Genomic DNA, 17,219 nt, shown 5'->3' on the forward strand with positions numbered 1-17,219 from the left:
TGAATAAATTTAAGATTGATTTTAAAAAATCAATTATCTGTATTGTGCATACACTACTTTGGTTTGTAGATATTCTTCCATACCATGTTTACCATCGGCACCACCCAAGCCTGATTTTTTCCAACCAGCATGAAAGCCTTGTATAGCTTCAAAATGCTCTCTATTTACGTAAGTTTCTCCGAATTGCAATTGATCGCAAGCATGCATCACTTTATTGAAATTTTCAGAAAATATTGAGGAGGTCAATCCAAATTCACTATCATTTGCCAAAGCAATAGCTTCATCTAAAGTTCCAAATTTCATAATTGGTAATACTGGCCCAAACACTTCTTCTTGCATGATTTGCATGTTTTGATTTACGTTTGCCAATAAGGTTGGTTGATAAAAATAACCTTTATCAAAATTAGTTGAACGTCCACCGCCCAATAATACTTCAGCACCTTCTTTCTTTGCATATTCAACCATTTCAGAAACTTTATCAAACTGTGCTTTAGACACCATACTACTCATATCAGGATTGTTTTCTGAAAAAGCATCTTCCACTTTTACTTCACTCATTTTCTTTGTAACCTTTGCCATGAACTCGTCATAAATAGAATCTTCAACATACACACGTTCTGCACAGTTACAAACTTGTCCGCTAAAAATAACTCTTGAAGACACCACGGCATTTACAGCTAGATCCAGATTTGCATCGGCACACACAATAGCCGGCGCCTTGCCACCTAATTCTAACGACACTTTGGTTAGATTAGCAGAGGCAGCTTCCATAACCTTTTGACCCGCATACACACTACCAGTTAAACTTATAATACCTGTAATCGGGCTTGTTGTTAACGCGTTTCCAACAACTGGCCCTGTTCCACAAACAACATTTAAAACCCCTGTTGGTAAATTTATTTTTTCAATCAACTTAATGAATTCCATGATAGTATTTGGCGCAATACAACTTGGTTTAAGCACACAAGTATTACCAGTTACTAAAGATGGCGCAATCTTACGTGCAGCCACAAAAAATGGGAAGTTCCAAGGACAAATACCAACTGCTACTCCAATTGGTGCTTTGTGCAAAAAGATATGCTCTTTTTTACGATCGCTTTGAATGATCTCTCCTTCAATTCGTCTTGCCCAACCTGCATTATAATCATAATAATCTGCAGTTACATCTATCTCAACTTGAGCTAAACCAATTACTTTTGCTTGTTCTTTTGCCAAAGTTTCGGCTAAAAACACTCGGTTTTCACGTATTACATTAGCCATTCTATTCAAATAGCCAGCCCTTTCAATAGCAGTAAGTGATTTCCAAGCATGTTGTGCTCCTTGTGCCGCTTCTAGTGCAGCATTGGCATCTGCAACTGAACCCTTTGGGATAATAGACAAAACCTCTTCGTTACATGGATTCAAAACTTCTGTTGTTTCGTTAGAAGTAGATTTTACGAATTTTCCGTTGATGTATTGATTAAATTCTTTCATAATAATGGTTTGTTTTATTCTTGTTTAGTTGACAACAAAAAATCCTTTTCTTAGTAAAACTTAACTCGACACACCATCAAATTTCAAATCTAAATATGGTGTTTAAAAAAAAGGTATTTGTTGAATTACAAAACTAGAGAGCTATACGAATAAAATATTTATCCATATCAAACTACTTTATGTATAATTTAAACATGGTTGAATTATACATAAATCTATAAAAATGTTTTATCGTGAAAAAATTAAGAAGTATACCTTCCGGATTTGTAAAGGGCCGGAGAAATACCGGTAATCGATTTAAAGACTCTTGAAAAATGATACCTATCTGAAAAACCTAATCTATATGAAATGCCTTCAATGGTTTCGTTAGTATGTTCAAAAATTTCACATGCTTTTGCTATTTTTCTATTCTGAATAAAGTTATGTAAGGTGATATTCATTTCATCTTTAAACAACCTTGCAAACGAATTTGGCGCCATGTTTACCAGAGCAGCCAATTCTGAATTACTCAATTTCTCTCCAATATTAGCTTCTATAAAACGGTGAACAGACAATACACGGTCATCAATATTTATAGTCTTCCATAATTCGGCACCAATATTGGAAATAGCTTCCTTAACAAAGGATTGTAATTTCAAATTAAAAGTCAATTTAAAATTTTGATTTTCAACCTTTAATCTTTCCGTCAAATAATTCAAACGCTCTCTCAAATGATCGGTTAATTCAATTTTAAAAATACCAGGAAACACATTATCAAACGGAGTTCCAAGATTAAAATGAGTAAAAAAATGAATAAGATACTTACTTTCATAATAAGCTTCATTATGCTTTTCTGTTAAATTTTTACCCGAAACATGAATTCCAGAATCAAACTCATGATGATTTAAATAACGTGTGGAAAACGATGTGAAAGGGGAAATAATATATATATAGTCGGGAGTCATTTTATAAACATCATCCTGTAAAGTAAGTTGGCCACCCTCATTTTTATTCCAATAAATTCGCCAAAAAGGGAACACCATATCATGACAGTCCCATAAATCCAGGTACCAATATCTACAGCACAACATCTTCAATTTAAAATCTATAAAATTTTGCTTTTTAGACGAAGGATCCCCTAATTCTATCTTATTTACAAATTTCATTTCTAGAAGCATGTTTAAATTATACACAAATATACAAATTTTAAATATCTCTTTTTCATATAGCGATATCTAATTTTACACCACAGGAATAATTAAAAAATCATCTTTTTATGAGCGACATAAAACTTCCAATTGAAGTACAAAACGAACTAAAGAAAATCTCTAAAGTTGCCGGTTATTTATGGCAAAGAGAATGGGCTGAAAGAAATGCAGGAAACATTTCCATGAACTTAACCTCTTTTTTTACAAATGAGGAGGTTAGCGAAGCAATCAACGGTAAAGAATTCACACCTTTCGATTTCCCCAAAGGTTGCGGAGGATTTGTTTTATTTATTACTGGTACGGGATGTTACTTAAGAAGTCTGATTGATGGTATAGAAGAAGCGTCATGCATTTTATACATCAATGAAGAAGCTACAGGTTACACCATAATATGGGGTGGCAAAAGAGACGGTTTTGGGCCAACTTGCGAATTGATTTCACATTCAAGTATTCATCTTTTTAATGCTGAAAACAATCCAACACACTTGGCAATTGTACATACACATCCGCTAGAATTAATTGTGATGAGCCACCATCCTTTGTTTGATAATGAAGAAGAATTGAACAGGCAAATATGGATGATGTGCCCTGAAGTACGTGTTTTCGTTCCAAAAGGTATTCACTGTACACCTTACGCTCTTTCAAGCACTGCTGCATTGGCTAAAGTTACCATTGAAGCCTTTAAAACCAGGAATGTATCTCTTTGGGAAAAACACGGTGCTACAGCAACTGGCGAAGACGTAGAAAAAGCTTGGGATTATTTAGATGTTGCCAACAAAGGCGCAAAACTACTATTAATGAGTTGGGCTGCAGGGTTCAAACCTGCAGGATTATCTGACACCCAATTAAAGGAATTAGAACAATTCACATAAAAATACTAAACCAAAAAAAACAGACTAAAATGAATAGACTAATAGGCAGGTTACCCAAAATAGGCATTCGACCAGTGATTGATGGTCGTGAACTAGGTGTAAGAGAATCTTTAGAAGTACAATGTATGGATATGGCGAAAGCGGCCGCTAAATTAATTGAAGACAACTTACGTTTTCCCAGTGGCGAAAAAGTAGAATGCGTTATTGCCGATACTACTATTGGTGGTGTTGCAGATGCTGCGGCTTGTGCTGATAAATTTAAGAGAGAGGGTGTTGAAGTGTCTTTAACAGTTACTCCGTGTTGGTGTTATGGTACCGAAGTTATGGATACCGACCCTTTAATGCCTAAAGCTGTTTGGGGATTCAATGGCACAGAAAGACCTGGTGCCGTGTATTTAGCTGCTGCCTTGGCAGGATATTCCCAAAAAGGATTACCTGCGTTTGGAATTTATGGCAGGGAGGTACAAGATGCCGGCGATATGAGCATCCCTAAAGATGTAGAGGAAAAACTGTTGCGTTTTGCAAAAGCTGGATTAGCAGTAGCTCAAATGAAAGGTAAATCATATTTATCTATAGGCTACAGTTCTATGGGAATTGCGGGCTCGATGGTAGATGTTAATTTCTTGCAAGATTATTTTGGCGTTCGTGCTGAATTTGTAGAATCGGTTGAGTTATTACGCCGCATGGATGAAGGTATTTATGATAAAGACGAATACAAAAAAGCATTGGCTTGGACTAAAAAAAACTGTAAAGAAGGTAAAGATTGGAACAGTCCTGAAGCTCAAAAATCAGCTGAAGTAAAAGATAAAGAATGGGAAAAAGTTATTAAAATGACGCTTATTTGTCGTGATTTAATGATTGGAAACCCAAAATTAAAAGAATTAGGTTTTGGTGAAGAATCTAAAGGACGTAATGCCATTATGGGAGGTTTCCAAGGGCAACGCCAATGGACGGATTACCAACCAAATGCCGATTTTACCGAATCTATTTTAAACTCCTCTTTCGATTGGAACGGGATTCGTCAAGCCTTTATTTTTGCCACTGAAAATGATTGCTTGAATGCTGTATCTATGTTATTTGGACATTTATTAACCAACACATCCCAAATATTCTCTGATGTAAGAACCTACTGGAGTCCAGAATCGGTGGAGCGAGTTACAGGAAAAAAATTAACAGGCATTGCTAAAGATGGCATTATACATTTAATAAATTCTGGCTCTACCACTTTAGATGCCACAGGGCAACAATCAGACAAAGATGGGAACCCGACTATGAAACCTTATTGGGATATTTCTGAAGAAGAAGCCCAAAAATGTTTGGATAACACCAAATGGCCTGCTGCTATTGGTGAATACTTTAGAGGCGGCGGGTTTTCTTCGCAATTCAAAACAAAAGGCACGATGCCATTAACTATGTGCAGAATCAATCTTGTTAAAGGTATTGGTCCCGTATTACAGATTGTTGAAGGCTGGAGCGTCGAGTTGCCTGAAGACATCCATACAGTTTTAGATGAAAGAACCAATCCAACATGGCCAACCACCTGGTTCGTGCCAAGAGTTACTGGAAAAGGGTTCTTTAAAGACGCATATTCCGTAATGGCTAAATGGGGCGCAAACCATGGCGCTATTTCTCATGGCCATATTGGTGCGGATTTAATTTCTTTGGCCTCCTTATTAAGAATTCCTGTGAATATGCACAATGTTGCAGATGAGAATGTTTTCCGTCCAAGTGCATGGTCGGCTTTTGGAGAAAATTTAGAATCTGCCGACTATAAAGCTTGCGCTAACTATGGTCCGCTTTACGGATTTAAATCATAAGTAATATATTAGAAAGGAATCTGTAATCAGTCTTTGGGTTAGTCACTTCATTAGTTTATTGATTCCTTTCTCTCCATTTGAAAATAACTTCCTTCACCCAAAAAGGAAGTTGTATATCATTTAATTTTTTTAAGACATGAAAAAGGTTATTGCTGTTTTTGATATTGGTAAAACCAATAAAAAACTATTTTTATTTGATAAGGATTTTAATGTCGTTCACACTAAAACAATCCGCTTTGCAGAATGTGTAGACGATGACGGATATCCATGTGATGACATTGAAGCCATTGAGAGTTGGATCCTAAATGAAATTAAAACCATTCAGGATAAAAATGAATTTGCTATAAAAGCAATTAACTTTTCCACCCACGGTGCCACCTTAGTATATTTAGATGAAAAAGGGAAAAGAATCACGCCCCTCTATAACTATTTAAAACCTTTGGACATTGATTTCACTCCTTTTTATGAAGCCAATGATGGCGTGGAAGAATTCTCAAGAAAAACGGCGTCTCCAGCATACGGAATGCTAAACTCTGGTTTACAAATGTATTGGTTAAAACAATGCAAACCTCATTTTTGGTCAAAAGTAAAAACCATTTTACATTACCCACAATTTCTAAGTTATTTATTTTCAAATAAAATTACGGCCGATTACACATCGGTTGGCGCACATACTGCTATTTGGGATTTTGACAATATGCAATACCACAGCTGGTTAGAAAAAGAAAATATTTATTTACCAGAACCTAAACCCGGTAAAAATGCTACCATATCAATAGTAAACGGACAGGAAGTTGCCGTAGGTAAAGGTTTGCACGACAGTTCCTCTTCTATAATTCCTCTGCTGGAGAATCAAGCAAATTCTAACAGAGAGTTTATTTTATTATCTACCGGTACCTGGATTATTTGCATGAACCCCTTTAGCAAGGAAACCCTTACTGCCAATCAGTTAAAAAACGATTGTTTGTGCTTTATGACACCGGATAAAAAGCAAATAAAATCTTCCATGCAGTTTTTAGGACATGTTCATGAAATTAACGGTATTGCCATAAGTGAATATTTCAATGTAGGCAAAGAACATTATTTAGAGTTGGAAATTAACAAACAGTTGTGCCTCAACACCTTTAACAAAGGCACAAACGTATTTTTTCCTAATGGCATACCACAAGATTTTAAAGGAAAACTATATAAGCTTAATAAATACTTCAATTACGAAGTGGCATACTATCAATTAATTTATGAAATAGCCTACCGAGTGCATCAGGGCATCCGAAATATTTTGGACAAGGACAATAAACTTGAAGATATATATATTTCTGGAGGATTTAAAAAGAACACAATTTTCATTGAATTCCTCTCTTTGATGATGCCTAACCAAACCATAAAATTCCCTAAAGGAAAAAATGCTAGTGCACTTGGAGCCGCAATGCTTATGAAACAATATTTAAACCAATAACAATAAGTTTATCTTATAAAAAAAACAATGACTCCGGGCGAATTTATTATTAAAAACCAATTTCACCCCCCTATTCTACTGAGGAACTGTCAAAGCTCTTAAATAGCTTAAGGTTAGCTGCTAAAACAGTAAATCATGAAGTTAACAAAGCGGGGTTAGTTGATATAATTGGTGGCGCAGGAGATGTAAATATACAGGAGGAAGCCAAAAAAAACTTTACAACTGTACAATTACTGTACGAGTCTTTAAACCTTTTCCCTATTACACATAACAAAAAAGTAACCTTTTAAGCATCAAGCACTTAAAAGGTTACTTTTATTTTTAATTCTAAAAAAAATCAAATAATATTTATTGGTCTATATTAACTTCAAATTTTTGCATAAATTGTCATAAACTCTTTCAATTTTAACTTCATTATTAATTGACTAATAATTTAGTCTAAATTATTTTTCAGGAATCAAAATAAATTCAGCATAATTATTATCATCAAAATACGTATTTGCTGCATCTTGAAAGGTTTTTGAATTTAATTTATCTATACCAGATTGATAATCTAAAATAGATTCAAAATTTAAACCACTTTCATAAACCTCCTTTAATTTATAAGACCGATAACCATTAATTTCAAGATACTCTTTGGCATTTGCAATTTCGGCTTCTTTAATTTTATTTAAATCTTCAGGAGTTGCACCATTTTCTTTTATTTTATTGATCTCTTCAAAAACTTTAGCAATAAGCTTATCCACATTTTCTGGGGCACATGAAAAGTTTACATGCATTCTATACCACTCTTAAGGCTTGTCGGTTGTAAAACCTGAAACTTTCACTCCGTAAACACCAGCCATTTTTCCCGTAACTCTTCTGTAAGTTTAATTTTAAGTAGTTTACCCAGTAAAACTATTTTATCTTTCTCTTCATTAGAATAATTAAGTGTACCTGTAAATCTCATGTCTACTACACTTTTATTATCAACACCTTTTGTTACTGTTTTTTTGATAACACCTTTTGGTCTACGCAGTCGTGTATCTTTCCATGTGCTTTTTTCTTTTAAATTTGAAGGAAGACTTCCTAAGTACTGAGCCGTTACTTTCTTTAAGGCCTCTATTTCAAAACTTCCAACAAACACAAATGCAAAACCATTGGCAGAAGAAAAACGCTCTTTATAGAATTGGTAAGCTTTATCAAGATTTAATTCTTTTTCAATTTGTTCTTGTGTTAACGATATGGCTCTTAAATGATTTTGAGACATAGTTTCTTCTATGATATTTTGAAAATAAGTACCCGGACTATTATCTTGATCCTTATAAAGAGATTTCATATTTTCTTTATTGGCAGAAAAAACATTTTCATCTTTATTGGGTTTAGTGAAATATAAATTAACCATTTGCATCATTAACTCAAGATCTTTTGAAGAACTGCTTCCTGAGAAAAGATCGTCAAAATAATTTATTCTAGGCGTCACACTTACAGTTTTTCCCATGCTAATTTTTTTCAAATCAATATCTGAGATATTATTGAAACCACTGGCACCTATGATAATGCATAATTATATTGAAATCAATATGTTACGGATTTTTTATTTCGATTATTGTACGATTATTGTATGATTGATTTCTTCATTATAAGATTACTTCCAAAAGTATTTGCATTTTCACCATATTTCAAAATATGCGATTAATCAAATAAGGTATTTTACCTAGAGTTGCAGAATTGAGTTTACTCCGTTCTATTTAAATGCTTTATGTAATTATTTAAAAGCCCCCGTATTTGTTCTGCCGCTACAGGATTTGCAGAATGAACTTTAAATTTTAAACTGCGTAAATCGAGTCCAGATTCGTAAACCAACCATTTAGCCGCTGCTAAACCATCAGGTGCTACTGTTCCATCTTCTGCCAAACCAAGATCATTATCAAAACTTATATACGTTGGAAGCCCATTGGTTTTAATATAATCTACAAATTCAGCATAGGTACGAACAATGTCAAATTCTGGTTCCATTGCTTTATCATAAACCATCTCTATGGTACGAACATCATCTAAAAATAGTTTTTTCATCATTTTATACGGATTCATGGTAGAAGTTAATACTATCTCTTTAGTTAAATATCCTATCTACTCCTACAACTTCATCCCATACATTTTATCGTCCAGTTCTTTCCAGTTTGGTATATGTTTGGAAAGTTCTGCCCAAAATTCTTTGGAGTGGCTTTTTACTTTGGTGTGTACCAGTTCGTGGACGATGAGATAATCAATTAAACTAAAAGGGAGTTTTATGGCATCTATATTTATTAAAATGCTGTTGGTGGGTGTACAACTGCCCCAGCGTTTTTCTAATTTTCTAATCTTTACATCTTTAAAGTCCAAACCTGTTTTTTTTGCCCATTTTTTAACCTTGGGCAGTATTTTCTCTTGGGCTTTGGCTCTAAAAAAGTCTTCAAATGCTCCTTGTAAAGTGTCTTGGTTGTTTTGGTCGTTGGTTACCTTTACTTTGAATTTTGATTCCGTAAAATCTATGGTTACTTCGTCTATACCCTGCTTTACAAATACCTCTACATAGTACTTTTTTCCTAAGTAGGGTATTCTAGACCCTGTTACAATATCATCATAACCAATGGCTTCAACCAATTCCAGTTTTTCCAATATCCATCGGGCTTTTTTAAGTATAAACGCCTGTTCTTTTTCTAATGGTACAGGGCTGCCCTTTAGCACCACCCCTGTATCTTTCTGTACACTGATGTAATGCGATTTCAGCCCTTCTTTTGGAAGGAATGTATATTCTATAACCTTATCTCCGTACTGTACTTTAGGCATCTTTGTTTTTTATAAGGACCTCTACCAATTCTTTTGCTTTTTCTCTCGCTGCTTCCCGTTCTATTTTGGCGGTGGTTAAATAGCGGCGCATCTTATTTTCTATATCCTTTTTTACCTGTCCTCTGGTTTGCCACCCCACAAGGTTTAACTCACCTGCTATCAGGTCGAATATGGTTTTTGTGGCATCTTCGGCATCTTCAGCAAACAACACTTTCATAGCATCGTAAACGGCCCGTTGGCGTTCTGTTTTAAAGCCTTTTGCTTCGCCTTCTTTTTGTTGCTCTATAATTTTATCTTGCATATCGGCATAGGCTTTTAACAGTTCCAATTGGGTGATGCGTTCTTCAGCTTTTAACTTCAACAGTTCATCCAAACGTTGCGCCAAGGGTTTGTAAAAATTGGGGTTTTTATCTAAACCTACTTTTATGGTGTGTTTTAAATTGTTGCGCATTTTCAACTCTTTGGTAGCTGGCGATGCGTTCATGATTTCCTCCTTAAACTTATCCTTGTCTATAATGGAAACGGGTTCTTCCAATAGGTTTTCTACACCTTGGGCTATTAAGTGCGCATCTATCATACCTTGCAGCATGTTACTTTCGTCTTTGGTAATCTTCAGTTCTTCATCATCAGGAAAGGCATTTCTAGCTCTTAGTTTTATTTCATTGAAAAGCTTAAAATCCCCTTGGTACTTCATGGCCTTGGTATTGGGCAGCACGATGTTAAGCGATTTATTAAAATCCTTTAAAAGTGTTTTAAAATCATCGCGTTTGTTGATGGGTTCTATAAACCTAACCGCGGCATCCATATAGTCGTTGCGGTTGTAATGCCTATCAATGCGTAAGGGTTTGAAAAAATCGACCAGCTTGGTGTGGTTCATTTCCAACTTGGGCAACTCTTCGTTGATGTTCTTTAAAATATCGTCTGGACGGATATCACCCGAAAAGATTTCCAATGCCTGTATTAAATAGGCGGTAATACCATTATAATCTACAATATAGCCCGCTGCTTTTCCTTTTCTGCTACGGTTTACCCTAGCAATGGCTTGCAAGAGGTTATGTTCCTTTAATGGTTTATCTAAATACAAACAGGAGGCTATGGGGGCATCCCACCCGGTAAGCAACATATCGGACACAATTATAAAGGCGGTATTATCATACTTTTTTTTGCCCGATTTCTCGGTGTCCGCTTCATCTCCAAAAGGCAATTTAAAACTATCGGTTACCTCTTTAATGGCTTCGGGTGCCACTATGTGTATGGGCTTTTTATCTTGTGGATGCTTTCTATTCCACTCCAAGGTTTCATAGTATTCCTTAGCAATGGGGTCCGATTTTGGCGACCCCATGCTCATCACCACTTTCGATTCAAACCCATGATAACCTTGGTCTTTCAACCGTTGCAAGGCTTCTTGGTATCTTAATGCGTGTGGGCGACCACTACATACTATCATGGCTTTATGCCCATCTGGGTATATTTTATCCCTAAAATGGTCTACAATATGTTTTACAATGTCGTTTATACGCCCTTTACTCAATTGGTATTTGCGTAAGGCATCACTTTTTAGTTTATCTTTTTTCTCTGCGGAATAGTCTCCAAACTTTTCTTCAAACTCCTTGTCCAGTGCCTCTTTTTTAACATCTAGTTTGGCAATGCCTTCATCATACAGCAACTCTACCGTGGCACCATCGGCAACGGCTTCTTTTATGGTATATACATCTATATAATCGCCCCCGTAAAACTCGCCTAGGGTCGATTTATCTTCTTTAGATATGGGTGTTCCCGTAAAAGCCACAAACTTGGCATTGGGCAATACGGTACGCATAAACGATGCTAAAAACCCGTAATGGCTGCGGTGTGCCTCATCGACTAAAATATAGAGGTTTTCTTTTTTTGACAGTTCTTCCAATTGAATTTCCACCCGTTCCACCTCTACCCACTTTCCTTTTTGAAGTTCTTTGGTAATTTTTATAAGGGTCTTTTCCTTTAGGTGTTTTTCAATCATCACATCACCGCGTTCTTCCATTTCGGTTTGGTCGGTGCTGGCGGTGGCTTCTTTATCGGTTTCCTGAAACTTTTGTATGGTGGTGGTAATAATACCCCCGTAATCGTTACGCAGTAATTTATCTAAATGCATTACCGATGAGGCTTGGTTTACGTTTTTAAAGCCCACATTTTGCAAGGTGGTGGTAATTTGCCTATCCAAATCCTTTCTATCGGTCATAATCATAACCGTTGGGTTGTTAAAACCGTATTCGGGGGCTTGCAGTTTTCTAGCTACATAGGCCATGGTTAACGATTTACCCGAACCTTGGGTATGCCACACCACACCGCCTTCACCCGCTTGCAACCTAGTAATGGTTTTGTTGGTGGCACGTATTTGTTGGTAACGCGGTAGTTTTTTTATGGTTACACCCTCATCCAGCTCAAACAGTACAAAATGCCTGATGATGTCCAGCACCCGTTCCTTTTTAAATAAGGCCAGGAGTAATTTATCTTGCTCGGTTTTTGCCAAGTCTAAAATATCGGTATCGTCTTTACTGGTTTTAAACACCGAATAAAATTGTTTTGGTGAGTTGATAGCGCCATACCTACCATCTACTTGCCATATACCGGCGCATATTTGGTTGTAATGAAACAGTTTTTCATTTAAATCTTGATATTCTTTTAAATCGTTAAATGCAGAATGCCATGCGTTTGATGATTTGGGCGATTTACATTCTATTACCGCTATGGGTAAACCGTTGATATACACCACCAGGTCTGGGCGTGAATTACAGCCTACACGGTTGCGAAAAGACATTTGGCTCACCACCAAAAAATCGTTGTTATCTGGGGTTAGATAGTCTATAAAATGAACCGCTTTAAACTCTTCTACCCCGTTAATTACCTGCTTTACGGTAAAGGTACCGCCTTTAATAAGCTCCCAAATGTTTTGGTTTATTTCCATTAAGGACGCACCGTTTACACTAGTTATTTGGGTATAGGCTTTGTTTAGGTTGTTATCGTTAAGCCAAGGGTTTATTTTTTTTATGGCAGCCAATAGGCGGTCTTTTAATAAAACCTCTGTATTATTTGTTCTTTCATCTTGAATATTACCATTAAGATACTTGTAACCTAATTGTTGAAGCAATTCTATAGCTGGTAATTCGCTATGTATGTATTCTGATGTGTTGCTCATAAATTTATTTTTTTACCTTCCCCTCCGCGGAGGGGTGCCCGTAGGGCGGGGTGGCTTCTACCACAATGCAACCCCTGTCCCACGCTTTTACTAACCTAAATTAAAATGACCGCGGTCCGAACTGAGAAATGATATACGCCTCTAATTCTTTCATTACGTTTCCTAAATCATGCTTTACTCTATAGTCTGAAATTCTATAAACCTTTAAACCTAATTGCATTAAAAACAGCTCTCGTTTAGCATCGTACTCTTGTTTGTTATCATGGCTTGAACCATCTATTTCAATTATTAATCCCAAAGTTTTTATATAAAAATCAACTATATAATTGCCAATAACCCGCTGCCTATCAAAATCGATGTTCCAAAACGTGTCATTCCGTACCTCCTTCCAAAAAATAACTTCCGATAAAACACCTGCTTTACGCAATGCTCGTGCTCTAATCAATAACTCTTTCCTACCGGGTAATATCGCAATATTTTGCCTATAAATTGGTGTTTCATGAATATAGGTTAGTATTTGTTGAGGCATAGGCGGTAAATGGGTTTTGGTAGCCGTTATATTTTAATTTCTTTTTTGGTGAGTATTGTTTTGTTGGGAGCTTTTTATACCACCCCGCCCTACGGGCACCCCTCCACGGAGGGGAAGTACGCTCTTTAACTGAAACACTCTCATAGTATATTTTTTAAACTTTAACCCGAATATTACCCGTTAACAATTGTTGCATCAAACCTTGCTTTAACGCTTGATAGTGGGTTTTCTTTTCTTCTAATACTTCTAGTTTATCATCTACTGAACTTAAAATTTCTGCTATTTTTTGTTGTTCAAGTTTTGGAGGCAATAAAATTAGTACATTCGATAATATTGTACCATTAGTTAATGCTCTAGTAGTATAAGTGCTTTTACTTATTATTTCTTTTCTGGTTAAGTAAGAATCAAAACAATACTTTTTAAAGTATAAGTCTAATTTGTCATTAATTGGTCTCGCCCTCAAAATAAATCCACTAAAAACAGCTTCATCTACATCACCTGTAAAGCAAGCCGAAAAACCTATTTCTTCAACTGTTTCTGATGTTCGAGTAAAAAAAACATCACCTTTTTTTACATTAAATCTTTCTTTTTCACTTTTATCAACATCAACTCTTCCTTTTAGCATTTGTAAATTCAAAGAATTATTTCTAAATACATCCATATAATTAACAATAGGTATTCCAATACCAAAAAACTCCTTGCCTTTATTTAATCCATTCTTAAACTCCAATAAATCTCCTATCTTCACCACCTCCCAACTCACAGGAATCTTACCCAAAGGGGAGTCTTTAAACTGGGTGGGCCCAATGCCTTTGGTTAACAGGCGTTGCATCAAGCCTTTTTTAAGTGCTTGGGTTTCGGTAATTTGTTGGTCTATCACCTCTATTTTAGCATCTACGGTGCTTAATATGTCGGCTATTTTTTGTTGTTCTGGGAGGGGTGGTAGTGGAATACTGAATTTGTTAATTTGACCTAAACTTAAATTCGCTTGTGCTGTGGAAACATTAATTTTTTCTATTAGTGTTTTTATATGATTACCTCTTAAATAATGATAAATGTATTCTTTGTATTCAAAATTTTTTAAACGAATAATAGCAACAGCTTGATTTGTATTTGCTGGTAGAATTTCTTTTGTAACAATGGCACTTCTACCTAAAGCTCCCGCAATGGTAAATAGAATATCTCCTTCACTTAATTGTGATCTTTTAAAAGAATCGTGACAGTCATTTCCAACATGAGCAAACATAGATGGAATAAAATTCCCATTTGAATGAATACTTTCAACCTTAACAAAATTTACACCTTCTTCTAGATAACTAAAACCATTAGTAGTTGGAGTTGTACCCTTGGTAATAAGATTGGTCAAATCAGACAAATTAACTAAATCCCAATCTTTTGGTATTATTTTTCGAATATTCATACCCCCAACTCCTTTAAAAATTCAGCTAATTTTTTATCAATGTCGGCTTCCTTTTGTTCCAAGGCTTCCAGTTTTTGGTGTACCGCTTTAATATCTACTTCGGGTTCGGGTTCGCTGGTATCAATAAAACGGGAAATGTTTAGGTTGTAATCGTTTTCGGCTAATTCCTTCACATCTACCACACGCATGTATTTATCAACATTAGTAGCGCCATTATAGGCGGTTACTATGCGGTTTATGTGTGTTGCTTCCAGCTCGTTTTGGTTTTTGCCTTCTTTATAATCGTTACTGGCATCTATAATAATAACCTTGCCTTTTTGGGCTTCGGTTTTGTTTTTGTTAATAATCCAAATGCTGGCTGGTATGCCTGTGTTGTAAAACAGGGCACTTGGCAAGCCTACAATGCCCTCTACCAAATCGGCTTCCAAGAGGCCTTGGCGTATGGCGCCTTCGGTACCGCTTCTAAACAGGGTACCGTGTGGCAGCACCACCCCTGCCTTACCATCTTGCTTTAATACGGCTACCATGTGCTGTAAAAAAGCTAAATCGGCATAACCACGTGGCGGTATGCCATACTGGAAACGCCCATAGGGGTCGCTTACCACTTTGGTATAATTGGGGGTTACTTTCTTTTCTTTGCCGTTTTTATCGAGCTTTACTTCTATGGCGTTTTCGGCGGGCGTCCACCACCCATCCATAGAAAAGGGTGGGTTGGCAATAACACGGTCAAAAAGCGTTAGTTCATTTTGGTCGTTTTTATGCTGTGGTGCAGTAAGGGTGTCGCCTTTGCGTATATCGGCATCCATAAAGTTGTGCAGCAACATGTTTAGTTTACCAATGGCCCAAGTGCCCAGGTTTTTTTCTTGCCCGTATAAGGACACGTTTACGTTGTTGCCCACTTTACCGTTGGGTTGTTGGGCAATGTATCGGGCAGATTCAATCAACATACCCCCCGACCCACAGGTGGGGTCGTACACCTTTTGTTTGGGTTCTGGTTTTATAAGCTGTACGATAAGCTGCACCACCCCGCGTGGGGTGTAGAACTCGCCTCCTTTTTTACCGGCATCATCGGCAAACATTTTAATAAGGTATTCGTAGGCATCGCCCAATAGGTCGTTAGACTCTAAGTGGTCGTTACGCAACGAGTGTTGGTTGAAGTGGCGCAATAGGCGTTGCAACAGCTCATCGGATAGTTTTTCTTTATCGCCAAACTTAGTGGCGGTCATAACCCCTTCTAAACTGGTGTTTGCCTGCTCTATGGCTGCAAAGGCCTTATCGAGCGCAATACCAATATTTTCGGTATGGGTTTTTATGCTGTTCCATCGGGCTTCTTTGGGCAGTTGGAAATAGGTTTCCTCTTCGGCTTCTTCTCTAGTAAAGCCTTCGCGTTTCATGATGTTTTCTACTTCTTCTTCAAACACATCGTTGGAACGCTTTAAGAACAGCAAGCCGAAAATGTAGTTTTTAAAATCGGAGGAGTCTATGCTGCCTCTTAATATGTTTGCTGAATCCCAAAGCCAGCTTTCTAGGGTACTTAATGTGAGTTTGTTTTGGGCCATTGTTTACTTTAAAAATTTATTGAGGATAAAAATAGTTAATATCCGTAATGCGGATGGATTAAAACGTTTATTTTTAAATCTCGACGCCCATAAAAATATAAAACTTTACTTACGGTTTGTAATTTTTAACAAATAACTTTTTAAAAAATTTATGGGGCAGCTTTTGCTTTAACAACCATGTAATACGGCCTTGTATATAACCCTTTATTTTACATGATATTACAGCCTTTTTATGGTTTAAATAGTGACTAGCCACTTTATACGGGGTTTTAAAGGTATTATTTGCTTATGGCATAATTTGAATGTTGCTATTTATTGTAATTAGGTACGCGCTGTTTGGTGGAGCGCAGTCGAGACCTTTTTTTGAACTTGCTAAGTACCATAACCTAGCAGCTTCAGCAGCTGCTTGCACCCAAACAGCGTTTGTATGCGCCCATGTTTTAGAAGATTGTAATTTACTATAGATTGCAGGATAAGGGGTAATTAATAAAACAAATGCATTTCATCGTTTTTTTGTATCATTTTATTTACATCAAATATCATATTTTATATATTTACAAGTAAATTAAATACGTAAATACATACAATATATAGCATATCTATTATTTTTAAACCCCAAGCAGCATGTCTGAATTTTTAAAACCCAACCACTTTAAAGATGAAATTTGGATGACTACAGATGAAGCACAACTGTTCTTTAAAGTAAGCCGAAGCACCCTATACCGCTGGTGCAAGTATAAACACGTGCCCTATACCCTATTGGGCGGTACCCGTTATTTCCCGAAGCATTTTATTGAAACCCTAATGGGGCAACTGCTACACAACAAACCTTTTTAAATTGCCTTTTAGCCTAAGTGTGCTTAGTATGTGGGAAGTAAAAAATTAAAAGGCTGTTTTTTTAAAGACCTTTTCTTGTTAGA

15 protein-coding genes and 1 pseudogene are annotated in these 17,219 nt (G+C 36.3%); 6 read left to right on the plus strand and 10 right to left on the minus strand.

Features of this window, described 5'->3' with window-relative positions; all coding sequences use genetic code 11:
* Window positions 1-33: 33 nt before the first annotated feature.
* A complete protein-coding gene (gene aldA / locus J8H85_RS13985) occupies window positions 34-1,473 on the minus strand; it encodes an aldehyde dehydrogenase (RefSeq protein ID WP_209655837.1) in 1,440 nt (479 codons plus the stop codon).
* Between the two features lie 242 nt (window positions 1,474-1,715).
* Entirely contained in the window at window positions 1,716-2,618 is a 903-nt protein-coding gene (locus J8H85_RS13990) for an AraC family transcriptional regulator (protein WP_209655838.1), read from the minus strand.
* A gap of 110 nt (window positions 2,619-2,728) precedes the next feature.
* Between J8H85_RS13990 and rhaD the strand changes: the two genes are divergently transcribed.
* The 4 genes and pseudogenes from rhaD to J8H85_RS14010 all read left to right on the plus strand — a co-directional run.
* On the plus strand, window positions 2,729-3,532 hold the full coding sequence (gene rhaD / locus J8H85_RS13995) for a rhamnulose-1-phosphate aldolase (protein WP_209655839.1): 804 nt from the start codon (window positions 2,729-2,731) through the stop codon (window positions 3,530-3,532).
* Window positions 3,533-3,561: 29 nt separating this feature from the next.
* On the plus strand, window positions 3,562-5,349 hold the full coding sequence (locus tag J8H85_RS14000; RefSeq protein ID WP_209655840.1) for an L-fucose isomerase: 1,788 nt from the start codon (window positions 3,562-3,564) through the stop codon (window positions 5,347-5,349).
* A 136-nt stretch (window positions 5,350-5,485) separates the two neighbouring features.
* Window positions 5,486-6,805 carry an FGGY family carbohydrate kinase gene (locus tag J8H85_RS14005; protein ID WP_209655841.1) on the plus strand — a complete coding sequence of 440 codons (1,320 nt, stop codon included), beginning with the start codon at window positions 5,486-5,488 and terminating at the stop codon, window positions 6,803-6,805.
* Window positions 6,806-6,832: 27 nt separating this feature from the next.
* A pseudogene (locus J8H85_RS14010) lies at window positions 6,833-7,008 on the plus strand (class 1 fructose-bisphosphatase); the annotation flags it as partial.
* Between the two features lie 240 nt (window positions 7,009-7,248).
* Here J8H85_RS14010 and J8H85_RS19065 read toward each other — a convergent pair.
* The 8 genes from J8H85_RS19065 to J8H85_RS14050 all read right to left on the minus strand — a co-directional run bounded on the left by J8H85_RS19065 (window position 7,249) and on the right by J8H85_RS14050 (window position 16,299).
* Window positions 7,249-7,584: an insulinase family protein gene (locus J8H85_RS19065; RefSeq protein ID WP_209655842.1), complete on the minus strand. Its 336-nt coding sequence runs from the start codon at window positions 7,582-7,584 to the stop codon at window positions 7,249-7,251.
* A 44-nt stretch (window positions 7,585-7,628) separates the two neighbouring features.
* Window positions 7,629-8,285 carry an insulinase family protein gene (locus J8H85_RS19070; protein ID WP_209655843.1) on the minus strand — a complete coding sequence of 219 codons (657 nt, stop codon included), beginning with the start codon at window positions 8,283-8,285 and terminating at the stop codon, window positions 7,629-7,631.
* A gap of 236 nt (window positions 8,286-8,521) precedes the next feature.
* Window positions 8,522-8,863: a cyclic-phosphate processing receiver domain-containing protein gene (locus J8H85_RS14025; RefSeq protein ID WP_317195008.1), complete on the minus strand. Its 342-nt coding sequence runs from the start codon at window positions 8,861-8,863 to the stop codon at window positions 8,522-8,524.
* A gap of 60 nt (window positions 8,864-8,923) precedes the next feature.
* Complete coding sequence (locus J8H85_RS14030) at window positions 8,924-9,616, minus strand: M48 family metallopeptidase (protein WP_209655844.1); 693 nt, start codon at window positions 9,614-9,616, stop codon at window positions 8,924-8,926.
* Window positions 9,609-12,791, minus strand: coding sequence for a type I restriction endonuclease subunit R (locus tag J8H85_RS14035; protein ID WP_209655845.1), 3,183 nt, complete (start codon window positions 12,789-12,791; stop codon window positions 9,609-9,611). The genes J8H85_RS14030 and J8H85_RS14035 overlap by 8 nt, the downstream gene beginning before the upstream one ends.
* Window positions 12,792-12,891: 100 nt before the next feature.
* Entirely contained in the window at window positions 12,892-13,320 is a 429-nt protein-coding gene (locus J8H85_RS14040; protein ID WP_209655846.1) for an endonuclease domain-containing protein, read from the minus strand.
* Between the two features lie 154 nt (window positions 13,321-13,474).
* Entirely contained in the window at window positions 13,475-14,740 is a 1,266-nt protein-coding gene (locus tag J8H85_RS14045) for a restriction endonuclease subunit S (protein WP_209655847.1), read from the minus strand.
* Window positions 14,737-16,299 carry a type I restriction-modification system subunit M gene (locus J8H85_RS14050; RefSeq protein WP_209655848.1) on the minus strand — a complete coding sequence of 521 codons (1,563 nt, stop codon included), beginning with the start codon at window positions 16,297-16,299 and terminating at the stop codon, window positions 14,737-14,739. The genes J8H85_RS14045 and J8H85_RS14050 overlap by 4 nt, the downstream gene beginning before the upstream one ends.
* A 302-nt stretch (window positions 16,300-16,601) precedes the next feature.
* On the opposite strand from J8H85_RS14050, the gene J8H85_RS14055 reads away from it, so the two are divergent.
* Both J8H85_RS14055 and J8H85_RS14060 read left to right on the plus strand, forming a co-directional pair.
* A complete protein-coding gene (locus J8H85_RS14055) occupies window positions 16,602-16,763 on the plus strand; it encodes a hypothetical protein (RefSeq protein ID WP_209655849.1) in 162 nt (53 codons plus the stop codon).
* 160 nt (window positions 16,764-16,923) lie between these two features.
* Window positions 16,924-17,136 (plus strand): helix-turn-helix domain-containing protein, encoded by a 213-nt coding sequence (locus J8H85_RS14060; protein ID WP_209655850.1) that lies wholly within the window; start codon window positions 16,924-16,926, stop codon window positions 17,134-17,136.
* Window positions 17,137-17,219: the final 83 nt, after the last annotated feature.

Origin of the sequence: Mariniflexile gromovii (assembly GCF_017814435.1) — a bacterium.
Lineage (GTDB): Bacteria > Bacteroidota > Bacteroidia > Flavobacteriales > Flavobacteriaceae > Mariniflexile > Mariniflexile gromovii.

Bases quoted from the DNA above. Each gene is read 5' to 3' on its own strand.
- J8H85_RS19070 (WP_209655843.1), bottom strand. From the start codon at position 8,285: ATGGGAAAAACTGTAAGTGTGACGCCTAGAATAAATTATTTTGACGAT.
- J8H85_RS19065 (WP_209655842.1), bottom strand. From the start codon at position 7,584: ATGCATGTAAACTTTTCATGTGCCCCAGAAAATGTGGATAAGCTTATT.
- J8H85_RS14045 (WP_209655847.1), bottom strand. From the start codon at position 14,740: ATGAATATTCGAAAAATAATACCAAAAGATTGGGATTTAGTTAATTTG.
- rhaD (WP_209655839.1), top strand. From the start codon at position 2,729: ATGAGCGACATAAAACTTCCAATTGAAGTACAAAACGAACTAAAGAAA.
- J8H85_RS14060 (WP_209655850.1), top strand. From the start codon at position 16,924: ATGTCTGAATTTTTAAAACCCAACCACTTTAAAGATGAAATTTGGATG.
- J8H85_RS14025 (WP_317195008.1), bottom strand. From the start codon at position 8,863: ATGATGAAAAAACTATTTTTAGATGATGTTCGTACCATAGAGATGGTT.
- aldA (WP_209655837.1), bottom strand. From the start codon at position 1,473: ATGAAAGAATTTAATCAATACATCAACGGAAAATTCGTAAAATCTACT.
- J8H85_RS14030 (WP_209655844.1), bottom strand. From the start codon at position 9,616: ATGCCTAAAGTACAGTACGGAGATAAGGTTATAGAATATACATTCCTT.
- J8H85_RS14000 (WP_209655840.1), top strand. From the start codon at position 3,562: ATGAATAGACTAATAGGCAGGTTACCCAAAATAGGCATTCGACCAGTG.
- J8H85_RS14050 (WP_209655848.1), bottom strand. From the start codon at position 16,299: ATGGCCCAAAACAAACTCACATTAAGTACCCTAGAAAGCTGGCTTTGG.
- J8H85_RS14005 (WP_209655841.1), top strand. From the start codon at position 5,486: ATGAAAAAGGTTATTGCTGTTTTTGATATTGGTAAAACCAATAAAAAA.
- J8H85_RS13990 (WP_209655838.1), bottom strand. From the start codon at position 2,618: ATGAAATTTGTAAATAAGATAGAATTAGGGGATCCTTCGTCTAAAAAG.
- J8H85_RS14055 (WP_209655849.1), top strand. From the start codon at position 16,602: ATGTTGCTATTTATTGTAATTAGGTACGCGCTGTTTGGTGGAGCGCAG.
- J8H85_RS14035 (WP_209655845.1), bottom strand. From the start codon at position 12,791: ATGAGCAACACATCAGAATACATACATAGCGAATTACCAGCTATAGAA.
- J8H85_RS14040 (WP_209655846.1), bottom strand. From the start codon at position 13,320: ATGCCTCAACAAATACTAACCTATATTCATGAAACACCAATTTATAGG.